Source organism: Mesorhizobium sp. WSM4808 (assembly GCF_055811675.1).
Map to the genome: position 1 here is coordinate 63,626 of NZ_JBVVQX010000001.1, position 22,046 is coordinate 85,671.

At 63.0% G+C, this 22,046-nt stretch carries 18 protein-coding genes and 1 pseudogene; 16 read left to right on the top strand and 3 right to left on the bottom strand.

Going from position 1 to position 22,046, the window contains the following annotated elements; translation table 11 throughout:
* Positions 1-36 precede the first annotated feature (36 nt).
* Positions 37-2,385, top strand: a complete 2,349-nt coding sequence (locus tag AC0L2U_RS00260) for a dipeptide ABC transporter ATP-binding protein (protein ID WP_473601260.1) — start codon at positions 37-39, stop codon at positions 2,383-2,385.
* Between the two features lie 71 nt (positions 2,386-2,456).
* Positions 2,457-2,675 (top strand): CopG family transcriptional regulator, encoded by a 219-nt coding sequence (locus tag AC0L2U_RS00265; protein ID WP_127270554.1) that lies wholly within the window; start codon positions 2,457-2,459, stop codon positions 2,673-2,675.
* Positions 2,676-3,067: 392 nt separating this feature from the next.
* Here the strand turns inward: AC0L2U_RS00265 and AC0L2U_RS00270 are convergent, their stop codons facing one another.
* Positions 3,068-3,658 carry a transglycosylase SLT domain-containing protein gene (locus tag AC0L2U_RS00270; protein WP_127809952.1) on the bottom strand — a complete coding sequence of 197 codons (591 nt, stop codon included), beginning with the start codon at positions 3,656-3,658 and terminating at the stop codon, positions 3,068-3,070.
* Positions 3,659-3,874: 216 nt separating this feature from the next.
* Here AC0L2U_RS00270 and AC0L2U_RS00275 point away from each other — a divergent pair, with 216 nt between their 5' ends.
* Together AC0L2U_RS00275 and AC0L2U_RS00280 are read left to right on the top strand one after the other, a co-directional pair.
* Positions 3,875-5,413, top strand: coding sequence for a trimethylamine methyltransferase family protein (locus tag AC0L2U_RS00275; RefSeq protein WP_473601261.1), 1,539 nt, complete (start codon positions 3,875-3,877; stop codon positions 5,411-5,413).
* A gap of 57 nt (positions 5,414-5,470) precedes the next feature.
* On the top strand, positions 5,471-7,897 hold the full coding sequence (locus AC0L2U_RS00280; RefSeq protein ID WP_127809954.1) for a GcvT family protein: 2,427 nt from the start codon (positions 5,471-5,473) through the stop codon (positions 7,895-7,897).
* A gap of 458 nt (positions 7,898-8,355) precedes the next feature.
* Here the strand turns inward: AC0L2U_RS00280 and AC0L2U_RS00285 are convergent, their stop codons facing one another.
* Positions 8,356-8,748 carry a DoxX family protein gene (locus AC0L2U_RS00285; RefSeq protein WP_128289523.1) on the bottom strand — a complete coding sequence of 131 codons (393 nt, stop codon included), beginning with the start codon at positions 8,746-8,748 and terminating at the stop codon, positions 8,356-8,358.
* A 197-nt stretch (positions 8,749-8,945) separates the two neighbouring features.
* On the opposite strand from AC0L2U_RS00285, the gene AC0L2U_RS00290 reads away from it, so the two are divergent.
* Positions 8,946-9,434, top strand: coding sequence for a hypothetical protein (locus AC0L2U_RS00290; protein ID WP_127399239.1), 489 nt, complete (start codon positions 8,946-8,948; stop codon positions 9,432-9,434).
* Between the two features lie 81 nt (positions 9,435-9,515).
* Here AC0L2U_RS00290 and AC0L2U_RS00295 read toward each other — a convergent pair whose 3' ends face one another.
* The gene (locus tag AC0L2U_RS00295) at positions 9,516-10,292 is read right to left on the bottom strand and encodes a VOC family protein (RefSeq protein ID WP_127809955.1); all 777 of its coding nucleotides are present in this window, start codon (positions 10,290-10,292) and stop codon (positions 9,516-9,518) included.
* A 165-nt stretch (positions 10,293-10,457) separates the two neighbouring features.
* On the opposite strand from AC0L2U_RS00295, the pseudogene AC0L2U_RS00300 reads away from it, so the two are divergent.
* The 11 genes and pseudogenes from AC0L2U_RS00300 (at position 10,458) to AC0L2U_RS00350 (ending at position 22,040) form a co-directional block, all read left to right on the top strand.
* Positions 10,458-11,140 (top strand): annotated as a pseudogene (locus AC0L2U_RS00300) (gamma-glutamylcyclotransferase).
* Positions 11,141-11,315: 175 nt separating this feature from the next.
* Positions 11,316-12,680, top strand: a complete 1,365-nt coding sequence (locus tag AC0L2U_RS00305) for an NAD(P)-dependent oxidoreductase (RefSeq protein ID WP_127272618.1) — start codon at positions 11,316-11,318, stop codon at positions 12,678-12,680.
* A 2-nt stretch (positions 12,681-12,682) separates the two neighbouring features.
* The gene (gene preA, locus AC0L2U_RS00310) at positions 12,683-13,996 is read left to right on the top strand and encodes an NAD-dependent dihydropyrimidine dehydrogenase subunit PreA (protein WP_128289522.1); all 1,314 of its coding nucleotides are present in this window, start codon (positions 12,683-12,685) and stop codon (positions 13,994-13,996) included.
* A 198-nt stretch (positions 13,997-14,194) separates the two neighbouring features.
* Positions 14,195-14,698: an RrF2 family transcriptional regulator gene (locus AC0L2U_RS00315; RefSeq protein ID WP_024501511.1), complete on the top strand. Its 504-nt coding sequence runs from the start codon at positions 14,195-14,197 to the stop codon at positions 14,696-14,698.
* Between the two features lie 43 nt (positions 14,699-14,741).
* Positions 14,742-15,200, top strand: a complete 459-nt coding sequence (locus AC0L2U_RS00320; protein ID WP_027035002.1) for a carboxymuconolactone decarboxylase family protein — start codon at positions 14,742-14,744, stop codon at positions 15,198-15,200.
* A 62-nt stretch (positions 15,201-15,262) separates the two neighbouring features.
* Positions 15,263-15,640, top strand: coding sequence for a DoxX family protein (locus tag AC0L2U_RS00325; RefSeq protein ID WP_473601262.1), 378 nt, complete (start codon positions 15,263-15,265; stop codon positions 15,638-15,640).
* Between the two features lie 114 nt (positions 15,641-15,754).
* Positions 15,755-16,816: a glycosyltransferase family 4 protein gene (locus AC0L2U_RS00330; protein ID WP_473601263.1), complete on the top strand. Its 1,062-nt coding sequence runs from the start codon at positions 15,755-15,757 to the stop codon at positions 16,814-16,816.
* A 50-nt stretch (positions 16,817-16,866) separates the two neighbouring features.
* Positions 16,867-19,029 carry an amylo-alpha-1,6-glucosidase gene (locus AC0L2U_RS00335; protein WP_473601264.1) on the top strand — a complete coding sequence of 721 codons (2,163 nt, stop codon included), beginning with the start codon at positions 16,867-16,869 and terminating at the stop codon, positions 19,027-19,029.
* 141 nt (positions 19,030-19,170) lie between these two features.
* A complete protein-coding gene (locus AC0L2U_RS00340; RefSeq protein WP_128309097.1) occupies positions 19,171-20,952 on the top strand; it encodes an alpha,alpha-trehalose-phosphate synthase (UDP-forming) in 1,782 nt (593 codons plus the stop codon).
* A gap of 53 nt (positions 20,953-21,005) precedes the next feature.
* Positions 21,006-21,731 carry a trehalose-phosphatase gene (gene otsB, locus AC0L2U_RS00345; RefSeq protein ID WP_473601363.1) on the top strand — a complete coding sequence of 242 codons (726 nt, stop codon included), beginning with the start codon at positions 21,006-21,008 and terminating at the stop codon, positions 21,729-21,731.
* A gap of 60 nt (positions 21,732-21,791) precedes the next feature.
* Positions 21,792-22,040 (top strand): hypothetical protein, encoded by a 249-nt coding sequence (locus tag AC0L2U_RS00350; RefSeq protein ID WP_473601265.1) that lies wholly within the window; start codon positions 21,792-21,794, stop codon positions 22,038-22,040.
* Positions 22,041-22,046: the final 6 nt, after the last annotated feature.

Consider the following 22,046-nt stretch of genomic DNA (forward strand, 5'->3'; position numbering starts at 1 on the left):
GAAACAGGCCTAGAAGAACCAGGATTGGAGCGACCCATGAACGAGGCAGTTCGAGATCCCGCCACGCCAACCAATGGGCCGGCCAACGCGCCGATCATCGAGATCGAGAACCTGTCGATCTCCTTCTTCACCCGCAAGGGCGAGATTCCGGCGGTCATGGATTTCTCCTGCACCGTCATGCCGGGCGAGGCGATGGGCATCGTCGGCGAATCCGGCTGCGGCAAGTCGACCGTGTCGCTCGGCATCATGCGCGACCTCTCCAACATCGGGAAGATCGTCGGCGGCAAGATCAAGTTCCAGGGCAAGGACATGGGCGAGCTCTCCGACGAGGAGTTGCGCTCAATTCGCGGCAACAAGATCGCGATGATCTACCAGGAGCCGATGGCCAGCCTGAACCCGGCGATGAAAGTCGGGCAGCAGTTGATGGAAGTGCCGCTGATCCACGACAAGGTGTCGAAGGAAGAGGCCTATAAGCGCGCGATCGAAATGGTGCGCTCGGTCAAGCTGCCCGATCCCGAGCGCATGATGCGCTCCTATCCGCACCAGCTTTCGGGCGGCCAGCAGCAGCGTATCGTCATCGCCATGGCGCTGCTGTCGAAGCCGGCGCTGCTTTTGCTCGACGAACCGACGACGGCGCTCGACGTGACGGTGGAGGCCGGCATCGTCGACCTAGTCAAGGGGTTGGGCGAGAAGTTCGGCACGTCGATGATTTTCGTGTCGCACAATCTCGGCCTGATCCTCGAGACCTGCGACCGCATCACTGTGATGTATTCGGGCGAGGCGGTGGAGACCGGCAAGATCAAGGATGTGTTCGACCGGATGCGCCATCCCTATACGCAAGGGCTGTTCCGCTCGATCCCGCTGCCGGGCGCCGACAAGAACTCACGGCCGCTGATCTCGATTCCCGGCCAACTGCCGCTGCCGCACGAGCGGCCCAAGGGCTGCAATTTCGGCCCGCGCTGCCACCATTTCGTCGAGGGCGTCTGCAACGCCGCCGAAATCCCGATGATCGAGGTCGCTGGTCACGAAGGCCATTTCTCGCGCTGCGTGCGCTTCAATGAGATCGACTGGGAGGCGCTGCCGCCCGGCGCCAAGAAGGTCAATGAGCGCGTCGTGCCCGGTGCGCCGGTGCTCAAGATCGAGGACCTCAGAAAATACTACAGGGTCGGCGGCAACGAGGTGTTCGGCTCGAGCGAGGGCCGCGTCGTCAAGGCCAACGAGACGATCTCGTTCATGGCGCGCGAATCCGAGACGGTTGCCATCGTGGGCGAATCCGGCTGCGGAAAGTCGACGCTGGCCAAGGTGCTGCTCGGGCTGGAGACGGCAAGTGCCGGCACGGTGACGCTGGGCAACACGGAAATCCAGTCGACCGGCATCGAGAAACGGAGCGTCGACACGGTGTCGTCGATCCAGATGGTGTTCCAGAATCCGTTCGACACGCTCAATCCCAGTCATTCGGTCGGTTCGCAGATCATCCGCACGCTGGAGAAGTTCAACGTCGGCAAGACGGTTGCCGATCGCCGCAAGCGCATGCTGGAGCTGCTCGACCTGGTGAAGCTGCCGCGGGCATTCGAAACCCGCAAGCCGCGCCAGCTATCGGGCGGCCAAAAGCAGCGCATCGGCGTGGCGCGCGCCTTTGCCGGCGACGCCAAGGTGGTGGTGGCCGACGAGCCGGTGTCGGCGCTCGACGTTTCGGTGCAGGCGGCGGTGACCGAACTGCTGATGGACATCCAGCGCAAGAACAAGACGACAATGCTGTTCATCAGCCATGATCTGTCGGTCGTGCGCTACATCGCCGACCGCGTCGTGGTCATGTATCTCGGCTATATTGTCGAGCAAGGCACGACCGACCAGATCTTCGCGCCGCCCTACCATCCCTATACCGAGGCACTGCTGTCGGCGATCCCGATCGCTGACACCAGCGTGGTCAAGCGGCACATCGTGCTGGAGGGCGACATTCCCTCGGCGATGAACCCACCGTCCGGCTGCCCGTTCCAGACCCGCTGCGGCTACAAGAAGCTGGTGCCTGACAATCTTTGCGAGACCAAGGTGCCACCGGTCAAGCATCTCGGCGGCGGCCATATGAGCCTGTGCTGGCTCTCCGACGACGTGCTGGCCAAGATGGAGCCGGTGATCAAGTTCGACAAGGAACACGCCGCGCATGAGGGTTTGCCGGAAGACGCGCCGCATGGCGACGGCCCCGGTTTTGCCGGCACGCCACCGAAGCGTCCGCGCGGCAAGACGGGCAGCGCGGCAGCCGATGCGGTGGGGCAGGCTGCCGAGGAGGCCGAAGCCGTTTCGAAAGCCCGCCGTCACGAGGTCCGCGACGAGGTTTCGGAAACCGGCCGTTCTCCAAAGCCGGGCAAGCCCAGGAAATCGAACTGACCGGCATCACGCAATTTCATATGCTGCGCCATGTGATGCGTGATGTTTGATGCTTGGAGGGAGGGCGAATTGTGAGAACGACACTTGCAATCGATGACGATGTCCTTCTTGCCGCCAAAGCTATGGCGCGGCAGCAGGATCGCAGTGTGGGCGAAGTCATTTCCGATCTGGTTCGCCGTTCGCTGCGTCCGCCGCAGGCGGGCGGGGAGCGCAACGGCATTCCCTTGCTTTCGTCGCGGCCCGGCGGGCCGATGGTCGATCTCGAAACGGTCAATGCGCTTCGCGACTAGCCGCGCTGGAACAGAGGATTTGGCAGGGTTGGGGATCTGTCGGCAGCAAGATGTCTTCCCTCGGTGGACCATCGCTGGCATTCGGGATTGGCTGGAGCCTCCCCAAACTTCGTCATCCTAGGGCGTAGCAGGAGCGAAGCTCCGTCGCGGAGACCCCGGGATCCATGCCGCGACCTCAGCCGAGGGCGCAGCGGAGCACAATTTCTGCCCGCGGCGGCGATTTGAAGTCGCGGCATGGATCCCTTGGGCTGCGGAGCAGCTCCAGGGGTCTGCGCTGCGTCGCTGCGCTCCTTGCTCCGCCCGTGGATGACGAAGCGATGAGCGTTTACCGCTAGTCGGCAAGGCATGCCGTCCATCAGCGGGTGGTTGAAATGCTCATGCCCGGAATTAGTTCAGTTGCCGCACTCGCTCAGTTGCTGCGCGTAGTCCCGCGCCATCTTGTCGGTGGCCCGGGCATAGCCCTGGACGCCGGCATCGCCCCGGTTGCCGCGGCCATAGGCGGTCCAGCCGAGATAATAGGCGAGATAGAGGTTGTAGGTGTCGTTGCGGGCGACGCCATACGTGTCTGCCGTTTTGGAATGATACCAGCCGACAAAGTCGACGGCGTCGGCGAATTTCGACCGCCGGGCCGCCCAGTTGCCGGTCTCGCGCTGATATTGCGACCAGGTGCCGTCCAGCGCCTGCGAAAAGCCGGTGGCCGACGAGACATGCTTCCACGGAATGAAACCGAGCAGTTTGGTGCGCGGCGGCCTTGCATTGCTCTTGAAACCGGATTCCTTGCGCACCGTCGCCATCAGCACGGGAACGGGGATGCCGTATTTCTGCTGGGCGCGCTCGGCGGCCGACTGCCAGTTGTCGAACCAGCCGTCATTCTGGTCGAAGACGGCACAGACATTGTTGATGTGGCTGGGCGGCGTGGCGCAGGCCGAAAGCGCCAGCAGCACGCAAACCGCACCAATTTTACTAAAACTCGAACTACGCATTGGCGCAGCAATAGGCCGAAATCATAAAGGGAATCTTGCAGCGTCCGTTAACGCTTCGCCCAGGCAGTCGCTTGAGGGAATTTGTGTCAGTAATCCGACGTGTTTCGTCGCTTTCTCTAAATAGATATTGCAGAAATGCCGCCGTGGCTAAAATCACGCCCGCAAACGGCGTATTTCTGACAGCTTGCCCGGTTTGCCGGGGCTTTGATGCCGGGCATGAACGAACCAAGACGCAAACGCGGCGCCGAGCGCACCAGCAACAGGGGCCCGTCGGCCATCCCGCAACTGCCGCTCAGGCGGGTGACGAATCCCTATCCGCCAATGGCCATGCTGTCGCCCGACCAGATCGAGCAGATCCATCAGGCGTCGATGCACATATTGGAGAATTTCGGCATCGAGGTGATGAGCCCGCGGGCGCTGTCGCTGTTCGAGAAGGCTGGCGCCAGGGTCGATCATGCATCGGCGAATGTCCGCATCGATCGCGGCCTGATCGAAGACGTGCTGAAGACCACGCAGTCCAGCTATGTGTTGACGCCGCGCAATCCGGCCAACGCGGTTCATCTGGGCGGCAACACCATCAATTTCACGCTCGTTGCCGGGCCGCCGAATGTGCACGATATGGAGCGCGGCCGCCGCGCCGGCAATTTGAGCGACTATGCGGACCTGACCCGGCTGGCGCAGCATTTCAACTGCATCCACATGCTGGGCAACCAGGTCTGCGCACCGGTGGAGCTGCCGGCCAATTCCCGCCATCTCGACACCTACTTCACCAATCTGACGCTGACCGACAAGAGTTTCCATGTCTCGGCGATCGGCCGGGGCAGGGCGCTTGACGGCATCGAGATGATGGCGATTTCGCGCGGGCTGACGCTCGACCAGATGCGCGACGATCCCGGCATCACCACGATCATCTCGGTCAACTCGCCGCGCCGCTTCGACGAGATGATGGCCGAAGGACTGATGACCATGGCCGAATTCGGCCAGTCGGTGGCGGTGACGCCGTTCACGCTGATGGGGGCGATGAGCCCCGTGACGCTCGCCGGCGCGCTGGCGCAGCAGAACGCCGAGGCGCTGTTCGGCGTCGTGCTGACGCAGCTTGTCCGTCCGGGCGCGCCGGTCATGTATGGCGCCTTCACCTCGAATGTCGACATGAAGTCCGGCGCGCCGGCCTTCGGCACGCCTGAGAATACCAAGGCCAATATTGCGTCGGGGCAACTGGCGCGGCGATACGGGCTGCCCTACCGCACGACACCGGGCTCGGCTTCCAACGCCGCCGATGCACAGGGCGCCTATGAGACGCTGATGGCGCTGTGGGGCGCGGTGCTCGGCCACGGCAACCTCGTCTACCACGCCGCTGGCTGGCAGGAGGGCGGGCTGACGGCGTCGTTCGAGAAGCTGATCATCGACGTCGAGATGATCCAGCACATGATGGAGTTCTTGCGCCCGATCGAGGTCAATGAGGCGGAGCTTGCCGTCGAGGCTCTGGGCGCGGTGCCGACCGGCGGCCATTTCTTCGGCGAACCGCACACGCTGGAGCGCTACGCCACCGCCTTCTACCAGCCGATGCTGTCCAACTGGCAGAATTACGAGGCCTGGCAGGAAGCCGGTGGGCTCGACGCGACGGCGCGCGCGACGCGGCTGTGGAAGAAGGCGCTGGAAGACTATGTCGAGCCGGTGATGGATATCGCCGTGCGCGAGGCGCTGGAGGCTTACATGGCCAGGCGCAAGGAAGCGATCGGGCAGGGCGAGCCGTGATCGTTCCCAGCTTGAATCCACTCACCCATCCAACTCACTGATAACAGAGCAAAACTCATGAAATCGCATGCAAAGGTCGTGGTCATTGGCGGTGGCGTCGTCGGGTGCTCCGTGCTGTTCCATCTCGCCCGCCACGGCTGGACCGATGTTGTCCTGCTGGAGCGCGACGAATTGACGTCCGGCTCGACCTGGCACGCGGCCGGCGGCATGCACACCATCAACGGCGACCCCAACGTCGCCAAGCTGCAGAAATACACGATCAACCTCTACAAGGAGATCGAGGAGCTTTCCGGCCAGGCGACCGGCGTGCATCTGACCGGTGGCGTGCTTTTGGCGGCAACCGAGGCGCGGCTGGACTGGCTGCGCGGCGTCGTCGCCAAGGGCCGTTATCTCGGCATCGAGCTCGAGGAGATCTCGCCCAACGAAGCGGCCCAGCTGATGCCGCTGCTCGATCCCAAGCAGTTCGTCGGCGCCGTCAGGAACAAGGAGGACGGCCATCTCGATCCCTCAGGCGTTACCCATGCCTATGCCAAGGCCGCGCGGAAACTTGGGGCGGAAGTGGAGCGCTTCACCAAGGTCGAGGACATCGTGCGGCGTCCTGACGGGTTGTGGCGCGTCATCACCAACAAGGGCGAGGTGGTGGCCGAGCATGTCGTCAATGCCGGCGGCCTGTGGGCGCGCGAGGTCGGCCGCATGGTTGGTCTGGAACTGCCGGTGCTTGCCATGGAGCACATGTACCTGATCACCGAGGACATGCCTGAGGTCGCCGCCTGGAACGCCAAGACCGGCACCGAGATCATCCATGCGGTCGATTTCGACGGCGAGCTTTACCTGCGCCAGGAGCGCGGCGGCATGCTGATGGGCACCTATGAGAAGGCCAACAAGCCGTGGTCCGAATACCAGACGCCATGGAATTTCGGCCATGAATTGCTGGAGCCGGACATCGACCGCATCGCGCCGTCGCTGGAGGTCGGCTTCCGCCATTTCCCCGCCTTCCAGAACACCGGCATCAAGCAGATCATCAACGGGCCTTTCACCTTTGCGCCGGACGGCAACCCGCTGGTCGGGCCGGTGCGTGGCCTGCCGGGCTTCTGGGTCGCCTGCGGTGTCATGGCCGGGTTTTCGCAAGGCGGCGGCGTCGGCCTCGCTTTGTCGAACTGGATGATCGAGGGCGATCCCGGCGCCGACATCTGGGCGATGGATGTCGCGCGCTACGGCGACTGGGCGACGATGGCCTATACCAACGCCAAGGTGCGCGAGAATTATTCCAGGCGCTTTTCGATCCGCTTCCCCAATGAGGAGCTGCCAGCCGGGCGGCCGCTGAAGACGACGCCGATCTATGATCTGCTGTCTGCTGGGGGTGCGCAATGGGGCGTTGCCTATGGGTTGGAAGTGCCGCTGTGGTACGCACCGGAAGGCGTCAAGGACGAATTCTCGTGGCGCCGCTCGAGCGACTTTACGCAGGTCGCCAAGGAGGTCGCGACGGTACGCGACAGCGTCGGCCTGTCCGAGATTTCGAGCTTCGCCAAATACAAGGCGACGGGCGAGGGAGCGTCGGCCTGGCTCGACCGGATGCTTGCCTGCAAACTGCCGAAACCCGGCCGCATGACGCTGGCGCCGATGCTGAAGCAAGACGGCAGGCTGATCGGCGACTTCACGCTGGCCAATCTCGGGGAGGACGGCTGGTTCCTCGCCGGCTCCGGCATCGCCGAGCAATACCATATGCGCTGGTTCGAGAAGCATCTGCCTGACGACGGATCGGTCCGCATCGAGGCGCTGGGCGCGAAGCTCACCGGCCTGTCGATCGCCGGCCCGAAGGCGAGGGATGTGCTGGCAAAGGCCACGCGCTCGGATGTCTCCAATGCGGCATTTTCCTTCATGGCCATTGGCCGGATGGATATCGGCATGGCGCCGTGCCTGGTCGGCCGTGTGAGCTATACCGGCGATCTCGGCTACGAGATCTGGGTGGCGCCGGAATATCAGCGCGCCGCTTATCAAGCGCTGATGGCGGCGGGCGAGGAATTCGGCATCGGCCTGTTCGGCTCGCGCGCGCTCAATGCGCTGCGGCTGGACAAGAATTACGGCTCATGGGGGCGCGAGTACCGGCCGATCTACGGGCCGCTGGAAGCGGGGCTCGACCGCTTCGTTGCTTACGGCAAGGACGCCGATTTCATCGGCAAGGCCGCGGCGCTGGCCGAGCGCAGGCAGGGCGGCAAATTGCGCCTGCGCGCCTTTATCGTCGATGCCGACGATGCCGATGTCATTGGCGACGAGCCGATCTGGTTCGATGGCGCCGTGCGCGGCTGGGTGACGTCGGGCGGCTATGCACATCATTCGAAGAAGTCCGTCGCCGTCGGCTATGTGCCGAAGGAGATCGCAGATGAGAGCGACGGCTTCGAAATCGAACTGCTGGGCAAGCGCCATACGGCACGCATGCAGGCGGTGCCGCTTTTCGACGCCAATTTCGAACGGATACGTGCCTGACTCCCGCAGAGATGCCTGCGGCTACAGCCGCGACTAGTGGCCATCACCGGGCCTTGCATCAGCAAGGCTGCGGCCCATGTCGGCAATGCTTGCGAGATCGGGAGCGTAGCTGAGACCCACAGTGCGGCCTGCCGCACACCCGGCATCTCATCTTCGGCAATAGGTCAGCTGGCATTGCCGAGGCTTCCGGTCCGTACCTGTTGCGCAACAACTCAAGATCGAGCGCTTGGGTGTAACTGCAATGGGCACAATGCATCGTGATCTTAGTGCCGCGGTCTATCAGTAATTGAAGCGTGCATCCGGCCATGAGAAACAAAAATGCCTCCCAGTCGGAAGGAGTCAACGAGATCGGACGTAGGGTTAAAACCGTACAATTGCAGGCGTGCGATCTCGCCCAGGGTCAGGCCATCAACGTGTGGCTCCAAGGGCGCGCCCGAGCGCGCATCCCTTTCAAGACGTCAGGCGCTGCGGCGGTTGTCCAGCGCGAAGGCGCCGGCGCCGGCAAACACCAGATAGAGGAAGATGAAGCAGAAAGAGATCGCCGAATCGCCGCCATTGTTGACCGGGAAGAAGTCGCGCGGCATGTGCGCCATGAAATAGGCGATCGCCATTTCGCCGGCCAGAAGGAAGGCTACGGGCCGCGTGAACAGGCCGAGCGCCAGCAGGATGCCGCCGGCGAATTCGAGGATGCCGGCGGTCATGGTCAGCCCGGAAAGGGCGTGGTGATCGGCGCTGACGGGGAAGTTGAACAGTTTCTGGCTGCCATGCTCGATGAACTGCAGCGCGGTCATGATGCGCAACACGCCGAGCGCCTGCGGCTGGTATCTGGAGAGGCTTTCGAAAAGCTTCATAATGACTCCATTTTCAATCCGCCCGGCCATAGATTATCGCCCAGGAATGACCATTCACTTCGTATGGCCTGCCGTCAACAATCGGTGATTGGGATGTTCCCAATTGCCATTAAATTTTTCTCGCCGAGGTTGCATTAATATCTCTATGGTTGTATTGATGCGTGTACAACAATCCTGAATGTGTGGGGGCCTTTGCCATGAAAAAAGTCGTCATCAGCCTTTTCGCGATCCTCGCAGGCACCAGCTTCGCCATGGCCGAGGACGCCGGCTGTGAGGCGTTCAAGTGGCCGGTGACGCGGGAGCAGACCCTGTTTGCCGCAGCACCGGCAACGCCGTCCGGAGCGGCGCTGGCGGTTGGTGCGGCTGCGGACCTGGCGCTGGTGCCGGTAGAGAAAGCCGGTTTTGCGGTAGCGCCGGAACGTGCGCCGGCATCGGACACGTTTGGCGCCGTCGCCAGCGTGGAGGTGCCATCCGAGGGAGCCATCCAGATAAGTCTCTCGGGCGAGGCCTGGATCGATGTCATCCAGGACGGCCAGGCCATCAAGTCGGCGGGTTATAGTGGCGTGAAAACATGCCCTGGCATCCGCAAGAGCGTGCGCTTCAAGCTTGCACCGGGCCCGGCCACCGTCCAGTTCAGCGGCGCGAAAAAAGCTGAGCTGAAGGTCGCGGTGCTGGCGCCGGAATGAGACGGCGCCAGGCAGGGGATAGAGGCCTTCATCGGTAGTCCGATGAAAGCCCGCGCTTTGTTTCAGCGATGTTGATCGCGGTCAGCGGACCGGCGCCATCAAGGCGAAATGCGCGCCCTGCGGGTCCTGGCATTGGACGATCCAGCTGCCGCCCGGGACCTCCATCGGCCCCATCAGGATCTTGCCGCCATTGTCGGTCACCCGTTTGGCCGCCGCATCGATGGCCGGAACATTGAAATAGAACTGCCAGACCGGGACCGGAATCTGCTCGGGCTTGTTCATGATGCCGCCGCCGGATTCGGGGCCGGCTGTAAAGGTCTGGTAAGTGCCCATCGGGCCCATGTCGAAATCGCCGGCGTCGACCCAGCCGAACTGCTCGGAATAGAAATCGAACGCGGCTTTCCAGTCGCTCGTATAAAGCTCGTGCCAGCCGATGTGGCCCGGCGTGCCGGCCGGCACGACAGGCTGGTCGGGACCGTTCGGCTGCAGGAACATGAAGGTCGCGCCTTGCGGATCGGCGACGACGGCAAAGCGGCCGACGCCCGGAATGTCGTCGGGCTGGCGGTGAACGGTGCCGCCGGCTTTCTCCAGCGATGCCGTGGCAGCGTCGGCATCCCTGGTGTGGATATAGCCAAGCCAGGCGGGCGGCATACCCATCTTAGCGGCATCCTCAGGCAAGGTCATCAGGCCGCCGACGCCACGTTCGCCGACATTCATGACGACATAGCGCGGCATGCCGGGCGCCTTGTCGAAGGGCTGCGCCGTCCAGCCGATGACTTGGGTGTAGAATGCCTCGGCGGCATCGAGATCTGATGTCATCAATTCGTACCAGAAGAAGGGCATCGGGGCTTTTGGCATTTTCCGTCTCCTCACCTTTCATACGTGATCGTCGTCCATCATAGGACGATCCTCACGACGGGAATCCGACACCGCCCGGAAAACAATGGGTGTGTGTGCCAAGCGTTCCCTGGTTGCGCACCCAGCGGTTTTCGATTTCTCTACGGCTATGAAGAGTTGTCGTTCATGCGCTTGATGTCGCTCACGCCCGAGCTTGTCGCACTGTGCCATCGGGAGGAGGCCGATCCCGGCCCGGACCCGAGCTGGACAGACATGAACGACGAGGACTTTCGAGACCTTGCCTTGCGGCTGTCCAATGAAGCCGATGAGGGACCACTATGGGTGTTCGCCTATGGGTCGCTGATCTGGAAGCCGGAATTCGAGTCGGTTGAGCAACAACTCGCCACGGCCTTTGGCTGGCACCGGTCCTTCTGCCTCGACATGGTGCGGTGGCGCGGCAGCGCCGAGCAGCCTGGATTGATGATGGCGCTCGAGCGGGGCGGACGCTGCAACGGCGTGATCTATCGCTTGCCGGAGGGCGAGAAGCCGGCGCAGATCGAAAGGCTGCTGCGGCGCGAGATCAGCGACCACGAAAGCATCGAGACGGTCCGCTGGCTGCCGGTCCATACGCCGCAAGGTAAGCTGCGCGCGCTCGGCTTCTGGGTCGGCGTGAAGGGCAGGGGAACGTCGCTGAACCAGCCGTTGGACAGAGTGGCGAGCGTGCTGGCCAGAGCCTGCGGGCATATCGGATCCGGCGCCGAATATCTCTACAACACGGTCAGCCACCTCGAGGGTTCGGCATCCATGACCGCAATCTGTGGCGACTGCAGCAGCTGGTCGCAGAGGAGGTCAAGACCATTCATGGCTGAAAGCTTGAACCCGGCCATTCGCTCGCACTGTAAAAGCAGCCTCGGCTCCGATAACATGAGTAAAAAAATCATGTTATTATCCAGCCTTTTCAGAGACTTGCGCCGAAAATTGACCAATTGATAAAAAAATAAAACGTGCTAGCCTTCCCCAAAAGAAAACATGGGGGAACTGACGATGCCAGAAGGCCAATTCAGGGAAGGCATTGCGGGCGGCAGGCTCTCGGCCGACCAGTATGCGGATAATTTTTCCGACCTGCATCCGCCGCTCGATCACCACGAGGCGCTGGTCGAATCCGACCGCTGTTATTTCTGCTACGACGCGCCGTGCATGAACGCATGCCCGACCTCGATCGACATTCCGCTGTTCATCCGCCAGATCTCGACCGGCAATCCGATCGGTTCGGCCAAGACCATCTTCGACCAGAACATATTGGGCGGCATGTGCGCCCGCGTCTGCCCGACCGAAACGCTGTGCGAAGAAGTCTGCGTGCGCGAAGTGGCGGAAGGCAAGCCGGTGCAGATCGGCCGCCTGCAGCGCTATGCCACCGATGTCGCCATGAGCGAGAACAAGCAGTTTTATCCGCGCGCCGAGCCAACCGGCAAGACTGTCGCCGTGGTCGGCGCCGGGCCGGCCGGCCTTGCCGCCGCGCACCGGCTCGCCCGCCACGGCCATGACGTGACCATTCTGGAGGCGCGCGCGAAGGCCGGTGGCCTCAACGAATACGGCATCGCCGCCTACAAGAGTGTCGACGATTTCGCCCAGGCCGAAGTCGACTACGTGACCGCGATCGGCGGCATCGACATCCAGAACGGCAAGGCCCTCGGCCGCGACTATCAGCTGTCGGATCTGATCCGCAATTACGATGCGGTGTTTCTCGGCATGGGCCTTGGCGGCGTCAATGCGCTGCGTGCCGATGGCGAGGACGCCGACGGCGTCATCAACGCGGTCGAGTTCATTGCCGAGCTGCGCCAGGCCAGCGACCTTTCCGGCCTGCCGGTTGGCCGCCGCGTCGTCGTCATCGGTGGCGGCATGACGGCCATCGACGCGGCCGTGCAGTCGAAGCTGCTCGGCGCCGAGGAGGTGACGATCTGCTACCGGCGCGGCCAGGAGCACATGAATGCGTCCGAGTTCGAGCAGGATCTGGCCGCCGCCAATGGCGTCACCATCCGCCACTGGCTGCAGCCGAAGCGGGTGATCGCCGAGGGCGGCAAAGTGTCGGGCATCGAACTCGAATACACCGCCATGAATGGCGACAGGCTTGCCGGCACCGGCGAGACGCTGACGCTCGTTGCCGACCAGGTGTTCAAGGCGATCGGACAGAGTTTTGTGCCGGCAGCCCTCAACGGCAGCGGTGCATCGATCGATCTTGAAGCCGGCCGCATCAAGGTGGATGCGGAAGGGCGCACGTCGCTTGCCAGGGTCTGGGCCGGCGGCGACTGCATCTTCGGTGGCGACGACCTCACCGTCTCGGCGGTCGCGCAGGGCCGCGACGCTGCGGAGAGCATCAATCGGGCACTGACCTCGAACGGGAGGGCATGAGCATGGCTGATATCAGAAACAATTTCGTCGGCATCAAGTCGCCCAATCCGTTCTGGCTTGCCTCGGCGCCGCCGACCGACAAGGCCTACAACGTCATCCGCGCCTTCAAGGCCGGCTGGGGCGGCGTGGTGTGGAAGACGCTGGGCGAGGAAGGCCCACCGGTGGTCAACGTCAACGGCCCGCGCTATGGCGCGATCTGGGGCGCCGACCGCCGACTGCTCGGCCTCAACAACATCGAGCTGATCACCGACCGCGACCTGCAGGTCAATTTGCGCGAGATCAAGCAGGTCAAGAAGGACTGGCCCGACCGCGCCATCGTCGTCTCGCTGATGGTGCCTTGCGTCGAGGAGGCCTGGAAGGCGATCCTGCCGGTGGTCGAGGAGACCGAAGCCGACGGCATCGAGCTCAATTTCGGCTGCCCGCACGGCATGTCGGAGCGCGGTATGGGCGCGGCTGTCGGCCAGGTGCCGGAATATATCCAAATGGTGGTGCGCTGGTGCAAGCAGAACACCCGCATGCCCGTCATCACCAAGCTGACGCCCAACATCACCGATGTGCGCAAGCCCGCACGGGCGGCACATGCCGGCGGCACCGACGCGGTGTCGCTGATCAACACCATCAATTCAATCACCGGTGTCGACCTCGACAGCTTCGCGCCGCAGCCGACAATCGACGGCAAGGGCTCGCATGGCGGCTATTGCGGCCCGGCGGTGAAGCCGATCGCCATGAACATGGTGGCCGAGATCGCGCGCGATCCCGAAACCCGCGGCCTGCCGATCTCCGGCATCGGCGGCATCACCACCTGGCGTGACGCGGCCGAATTCATGGCGCTCGGCGCCGGCAATGTGCAGGTGTGCACGGCGGCGATGACCTATGGCTTCAAGATCGTGCAGGAAATGATTGCGGGCCTCGAAAACTGGATGGACGAGAAGGGGCACGCCTCGCTCAACGACATCGTCGGCCGCGCCACGCCCAATGTGACCGATTGGCAGTATCTCAACCTGAACTACGTCGCCAAGGCGCGTATCGACCAGGATGCCTGCATCAAATGCGGCCGCTGCCATATCGCCTGCGAGGACACTTCGCACCAGGCGATCACCAGCATGGTCGACGGTATCAGGCACTTCGAGGTGATCGAGGCCGAATGCGTCGGCTGCAATCTCTGCGTCAATGTCTGCCCGGTCGAGAACTGCATCATCATGGAACCGCTGGCGGCAGGCGTGACGGACCAGCGCACCGGCATGCCGGTATCGCCGGTCTATGCCAACTGGACGACACACCCGAACAATCCGATGGCCAAGGTGGCTGCGGAATAGGGACACGTCACGAGAAGAGCGCCGAGGGCGCAGCAGCGTCTCTTCTCCCCGTATAGTGACGGGGAGAAAGACGCTGGCATCGCCGATTTCGCCAACCGCCAACGTATTCCTTTTTTCGAAAGCGGACGACTCTGCATTTTCCTATTGCAGATAATAATTATCCACGATACTATGTATCCACGATAAGGAGCCGATCCAATGAAGCTGGGCGAGGGCGTTGAGGCAGCCATCCATTGCGCTGCCACGCTGGCGAGTGTGGAGGGGAACAGCACCATGCCTGGCGCTGCTCTCGCCGAGGCCTTTGGCCTGTCGCCTAGCTATCTGCTGAAGCATCTCAACATGCTGAGCGCCGCGCGCATCCTGGAATCGGTGCCCGGGCCTGCCGGTGGCTATCGGCTGGCGCGGCCGGCCGAGCGCATCACGCTGCTCGACATCGTGCTGGCCGTCGAGGGCCGCGAGCCGGCCTTCCGTTGCGGCGAGATCCGCCAGCGCGGTCCGGTGAAGCTCGATGCTTCAGCCTATGTCAAACCCTGCGGCATCAACGCGGCGATGCTGAAGGCCGAGCGCGCCTATCGCGCCGCGCTCGCCGAGACCAAGCTGTCCGATATCGTGGCCACCTATGCGGCAGAAGGCGATCCCAGGTCACTTGCCGCGAGCTGCGCCTTCGTCGAGCGCCACCAGCGGCCGCAGAAATCCAGTTAACCCCGCAGACCCAAAATCCAAGCAGACATGAAAGGACAAGAAGATGAAACAGAGGCTGCAATTTTTCGCCAAGGCGCCGGAGATCATGAAGGCCGTGTCGGCGCTCAACAAGGCGGTGGACGAATGCGGGCTCGAGGTTAGCCTGCTGCACCTGATCAAGCTCAGGGCATCGCAGATCAATGGCTGCTCGTACTGCGTCGAGATGCACAGCCGCGAGGCGAGGCGCGACGGCGAGACCGAGCAGCGGCTCTACCTGGTTTCAGCCTGGAAGGAATCGCCGCTGTTTTCCCTGCGCGAACGCGCCGCCCTTGCCTGGACCGAGGCCGTCACCCTGATCGCCAACAATGGCGTGCCGGACGAGCTCTATGCAAAGACGCTCGAGCATTTCTCGGAAGAGGAATTGGTCAAGCTGTCCGTTGCGCTCGGCATGATCAACACCTGGAACCGGCTGTGCATTCCGTTCCAGGCCATTCACCCGATGCCGGCGGCCAAGGCCGCCTGATTGTCCAGTTATGTTGGGAGCGCCGTCGAAAGGCGGCGCTCCACTTTTCAAGGGAGCGTTTGATGCCTGCCGATTTGCCTTCAACCTTGTTGTTTCTCGCTCGCCTGTTGCTCGGCGGCGCCTTCGTCTTCGCCGGCCTGCGCAACATCCAGAACGCGGCCTTCCTGACCCATATGATGGCCGCGCGCGGTGTGCCGCAGGCAAGATTGGCGCTGTGGCTCGGTATCGTGCTTCAGATCGCCGCCGGCGCGCTGGTCATCGCAGGATTGTGGACGGCACTCGCGGCCGCGGTGCTGCTGGTGTTCCTCATAGTCGCCACGCCGATGTTCCACAATTTTTGGGACCATCAGGGCCCGGATCGTGCGTCCCGCATCAATGGCTTCGTCGGCAATGTCGCCCTGAGCGGTGGCTTTCTGACCCTGATCGCGCAATCCGTTTGACGCACAGTTGCATGCCGACTGCGGCCTCTGGTGCCGACGGCTCGATCATAAAATCGGAACCAATCGAGGCGTTGACGCATTTCACACCTGCATGCCCAGCATCCAGGATGGAATATGAAAATCGCCCATGTCGCGCCGCTTTATGAATCGGTGCCGCCAAGGCTCTATGGCGGCACCGAGCGCATCGTCTCGTATCTAACCGAAGCGCTGGTCGATCTGGGCCATGAGGTGACGCTGTTCGCCAGTGGCGACAGCCAGACTTCCGCGACGCTGGTAGCCAGCCGGGAACGCGCGCTGCGCCTCGATCCGCGTCCGCTCAAGTCCGAGATCGCTGCGCATCTTTCGATGCTTGCGCAGGTGAGGGACCGGGCGTCGGAGTTCGATGTCATCCACCTCCACCTCAGCCATTTCCTGCACTTTTCCTTCTTCGAGGATCTCGCCGACCGCACGGTGACGACGCCGCATGGCAGGCTGGATTATGTGGACCTGGCGCCGGCCTATGAACGGTTTCCGCGTTTTCCCCTGATTTCCATTTCGCACAGCCAGAAGGCGGGCCTTGCCAAGGCCAATTGGCTGGCGACGATCCATCACGGGCTGCCGACCACTCTCTACGAACCGACTTTCGAGACGACGGCGGAAGAACCCTACCTTGCCTTCCTCGGCCGGTTCTCACGCGACAAGCGCCCGGACCGCGCCATCGAGATCGCCTTGCGGTCGGGGCTCAAGCTGAAGCTTGCGGCAAAGATCGGCGACGACGACCGCGCCTATTTCCACGAGGTGGTCGAACCGTTGATCGACGGCGATCGCATCGTCTATGTCGGCGAGATCGAGGAGGACCAGAAGGCGGAATTTCTCGGCAAGGCGGCCGGCCTGCTGTTCCCGATCGACTGGCCGGAGCCGTTCGGGCTCGCCGCCATCGAGGCCATGGCTTGCGGTACGCCGGTGATCGCCTGGAATTGCGGTGCGCTGTCCGAGATCATCGATCAAGGCGTCACCGGTTTCATCGCTGACACGATGGATGGCGCGGTCGCCGCGGTGCCTGATCTGCTGCAACTCGACAGGCGCAAGGTGAGGGCCGTTTTTGAAAAGCGTTTTTCCGCTCGAAGAATGGCCGGCGACTATCTGGCCGCCTATGCACGCCTGATCGGCGTGCCGACCGAGGCGAAGGCGTCTTGAGCAACGACGTGCTCGAGCCACGACAACGAAACAACAGGGATCTTTGACGAATGGCCCAACTCGATGAGCGCCAGCTCGATCCCGCGGTTGCGCTTGCATCGCTCGACGCCACCGCCCCTCGCGAGCCGCATCGGCTGTTTGCGCTCAAGCAGGGCGATTGCTTCGCGGTTGCCGACGCCTATGGCGACATACGTGGAGCCGGCGACGGTTTCTTTCGCGACGACACACGGGTTCTTTCCGAGTTCCGGCTGACCGTCGGCGGCAGGCAGACATCGCTGCTCGGCGCCTCGCTCAGCCAGGACAATGTGCTGTTCACCACCAATTTGACCAATCTGCCGATACAGAGCGCCGGCGGACGCGACATCCCGCAGGGAGCCATCCACATCGAACGCGTCAGACTGCTCTGGCAGGACAGGCTGTTCGAACGCATCACGCTTTCCAATTACAGCCGGGAACATTCGACGATCAACGTTTCCCTGCACTATTCCGCCGATTTCCGCGACATGTTCGAAGTGCGGGGGTCGACACGGCTGAAGCGCGGGCTGGCCCATGCCGCCGAAACAGACGCGACGTCGGTCCTGCTGCGCTATGACGGGCTCGATGGCCTGGCCCGCCTCTCTGCGATATCGTTCTCGCAGGCGCCGGACCAACTGACAGCCAACCGTGCCGATTTCCTGATCGCCGTGACCAAGCGCAGCAGGAAGGTGCTCTATGTCGAGGTCGGTCCCGAGGTGGCCGACAAGCCCGACCGCGACCGGTTCCGCGCCGCTGCCGCACGCGCCCGCTTTGGCATGCGGGCCAAACGTCGTCATGGCGCGACGGTGCGCAGCTCCGGCCGCGTCTTCAACGACTGGGTCGAGCGCGCCCGCGCCGACGTCGCGCTGCTGACTACCGAACTGGCGACCGGCCCCTATCCCTATGCCGGCATCCCCTGGTTCTCGACGGCGTTCGGTCGTGACGGCGTCATCTCGGCGCTGCAGATGCTGTGGCTCAATCCCGGCCTGGCGCGGGGCGTGTTGGCCTTTCTGGCCCAGCATCAGGCGACCGAGACATCGCCGTTCAGCGATTCGCAGCCGGGCAAGATCATGCACGAGACCCGCAAAGGCGAAATGGTGGCGCTGCGGGAGCTTCCCTTCGGCCGCTACTACGGTGGCGTCGATACGACACCGCTCTACATCTATCTTGCTTGCGCCTACGCCGATCGTACCGGTGACATGGCGTTCATCGACGGCCTGTGGCCTTCGCTGTGCGCGGCGGCCGAATGGACGGCGGAGGCGGGCCGGGAGACCGGATTCGTGACTTACCAGCGAGCGGCCGAGTCCGGCCTCGCAAACCAGGGATGGAAGGACAGTTTCGATTCGGTCTTCCATGCCGATGGCCGCATTCCCAAGGGCCCGATAGCCCTGGTCGAAGTGCAGGGCTATGTCTTTGCCGCCTTCCGCGGGCTGGCCAAGCTTGCCCGCCGCCGTGGCGAGGACGACAAAGCCGATCACTGGGAGGACCGCGCCGAGGCGATGCGGGTGGCGGTGGAACGCGATTTCTGGCTTGACGATCTCGGCTTCTATGCCCTCGCGATCGACGGTGCCGGCGAGCCCTGCAAGGTGCGGACCTCGAATGCCGGGCATCTGCTCTTTGTCGGATTGCCTGAGCCGGCGCGGGCCCAGATGGTCGCCGACCAGCTGCTTTCCGCCTCCTTCCATTCCGGCTGGGGGCTGAGGACGCTTGCCGACGATGCGGTGTTCTTTAACCCGATGTCGTACCACAATGGCTCGATCTGGCCGCACGACACCGCCATATGCGGTGCCGGCCTGGCGCATTATGGCGAGCGTGAAAGCGTGGTTCGCCTGATGAGCGGCACATTCGAATCCGCGGTCCATTTCAACATGCGGCTGCCCGAACTGTTCTGCGGGTTTACACGCGCGCCGGGCGAAGCACCCATCGCCTATCCCGTCGCTTGCCTGCCGCAAGCGTGGTCGGCGGGATCCGCCTTCATGCTGATGCAGGCCTGCCTTGGCCTGGAGATCGACGGCTGGGATGGCGAAATCCGCGTCACCCGCCCGAGACTGCCGATCGGCATCGACACGCTGACACTGCGGCACCTGGGCGTCGGCGACCGGGTCGTCGATCTCACCTTCCAGCGCGTCGGTGACCGGGTCGTCGCTTTCCTTGCCGACCGCCATGAAGGGCTGGTGCCGCTCATCGTAAGGACATGATCCGAACAAAATTGCCGGAACCGATCCGAGCTTTGTGCGTTGCAAAAATACAGGTCCGAACGCTGACCACGTGGTCGGCGGACCATTTCAAACGGGAACACGAACAAACGGTCGCCGACGGCCGGGGTGAGTTGACATTCAATGACAAACTACGGTGCGGACCTGCTCTGGGTTCTGATCTTCGCGAGCCTCGGTTTTTCCGCTTTTGCCGTTTTCCTCTCCATATCGCGGCACCGTCGCCGTCATCCACCCGCGGTCGCACATACGGCAGGCGAAGATGTGGCCGCGGAAGCCGCGCGCAAGGTGATACGGGAGTTCGAAAAGAATGGCCAATCGGCCGATGCCGCGCTGGTGACCTGGTCGCCCGAAACATTGCGCAAGATCCTGGCCGACGATCTGCCCGATGCGCAGGTCATCGTGGTGTCCAATCGCGAACCGTACATCCACAATGTGAAGGGCGACGGCGTCGAGTTGCTCGTCCCGGCCAGCGGACTGGTGTCGGCGCTCGAGCCCATTACCCGCGCCTGTGCCGGCACCTGGATCGCCTATGGCGGCGGAACGGCGGACCGCCTCACCGTCGACAACCACGATCGTGTGCAGGTGCCGCCTGGCAACCCGTCCTACACGTTGCGCCGGGTCTGGCTGACGGAGGAAGAGCACCAGGGCTATTATCTCGGTTTCGCCAATGAGGGCCTTTGGCCGCTTTGCCATATCGCCTTCACCCGGCCGATTTTTCGCGCCTCCGACTGGGCTGCCTATGAAGCCGTCAACCGCAAGTTTGCCGATACGGTGGTTGCCGAGGCCCGCAACGAGCGGCCGATCGTGCTGGTCCAGGACTACCATTTCGCGCTGCTGCCGCGCATGATCCGCGAGCGCCTGCCGGAGGCGATCGTCATCACTTTCTGGCATATCCCGTGGCCGAATTCGGAAGTGTACAGCATCTGTCCCTGGCGCGAACGCATCCTCGAGGGGCTGCTCGGCAGTTCGATCATCGGCTTCCACACCCAGTTCCACGCCAACAATTTCACCGAAAGCGTCGATCGCTTCCTGGAAAGCCGCATCGAGCGGGCCGATGCGGCCATCTCCTACGGCGGACGGACCACATTGGTGCACGCCTATCCCATCTCGATAGAATGGCCGGCGGACCTGCTGGCGAAACTTCCCGATGTCGACGATTGCCGCGCTCGCATGCGCGAGAGGTTCGGTCTCAAAGCGGATGTGAAGCTGGCCGTCGGAGTCGAGCGCCTCGATTACACCAAAGGCATTCTTGATCGGTTTCACGCTTTGAACGAATTGTTCAAGCGACAGCCTGAATGGATCGGAAAACTTGTCTTCCTGCAGGTCGCGGCACCCAGCCGCGGCACGCTGCCGGCCTACAAGCTGCTCCATGACGAGTGCCACCGTTATGCCGAAGAGCTCAACCGGCGTTATGGCAGCGAGGGCTACAGGCCGGTGATCATGGTGGCCGAACATCACTCGCAAGAACAGGTTTACGAGATCTATCGGGCCGCCGACATATGCATGGTCACCAGCCTGCATGACGGCATGAACCTCGTCGCAAAGGAATTCGTCGCCGCGCGCGACGACGAGCAGGGTGTTTTGATGCTCAGCACCTTCGCCGGCGCCTCGCGCGAATTGCTGGAGGCGCTGATCGTCAACCCTTACGATGCCGCCATGATGAGCGGAGCGCTGTTGCAGGCATTGACCATGGCGCCCGAAGAACAGCGCGAGCGCATGCGACCCATGCGCGAGACGATCCGCAACAACAACGTCTATCGCTGGGCCGGCAGCATGCTTCTGGATGCGGCGCGTTTGCGCAAGCGCGGAGACCTCGATCGGGTAACCGGTGCCGCCGGCGACCCGCCGCCCAGCGTCGACAATGTCGTCTCCATCTTCGAGCGCAGACGGATGGCGATGTCATGAGCGATACGCTGCAGAAGATGACTGGCGAGACCCTGCAAAAGCCGCAGGCCGTCATGGAGAAACCGCAGCCTGTGCTGGCCGGCGAGTGGGCATTGTTCCTCGACATCGACGGCACGTTGCTGGAACATGCCGAGCACCCGGACGCAGTCTCGGTCAGCGACGAGCTTCGCTCCTTGCTGCAAGGCCTGGACCGCAAGCTGAACGGGGCGTTGGCGTTCATCACGGGCCGGTCCGTTTCGGCCGTCGATCATCTGTTTCAGCCTTTGAAACTGCGCGCCGCCGGGCTCTATGGCCTGGAACATCGGCTCCTGCCGGACGACGACGTCGAGATCGCGGACGAGCCGGCGGATATCGCAGCCCTTGCCGACGAGATCGAGGCCGAACTCGGTCGTGGGGCGTATATCGAGCGCAAGGGACGGGTGCTGGCCATCCACACGCGCGCCGCCCCGCATCTGCTTCCGCGCGCGACGCAGCTTGTCGAGCAGGCGCTGGCCGGCCTGCCAAAGGGCTACCGGGTGGTTGCCGGCAACGCCGGCGTGGAATTGCTGCCGCTGGAGGCGGCCAAGGGCGCTGCGATCCGGCGTTTCATGGAGATTGCGCCATTCACAGGTCGCCGCCCGGTCTTCCTGGGCGACGACACCTCGGACGAAAACGGCTTCGAAACGATCAATGATGCCGGCGGCATATCGATACGGGTCAAACCACCGGCGCAAACCACCGCGCAGTACGGGCTGGCCGGCGTTGCCGAGACGCTGGCCTGGCTGAGAGGTCAACTCTAGGTGCAGCCGACGCAACCGTGATCGCGCCTCCTGGAAAGGACAAGGAAAGGAACGGTTTCGATGGGACGCTTTGCACAATTGGTTCGAGAGATCACCCCGACCTGGCTTCACGCTCGCTCCTCCCGCCATGAGATCGCCGACGTTTCACCGTCCGACGCGGACTACAGCTGGCAAGAGGCGATCGACAACAAGATGTATGGGGCGGATACATCTGACTATTCCCATGTGCCGGAAAAGCCTGTTTCGGCAAAACCGGCAGGCGACAGGCCCGCGGACGAGAACGACCGCGTTCCAAAGAAGGCCAATTAAGGTCCC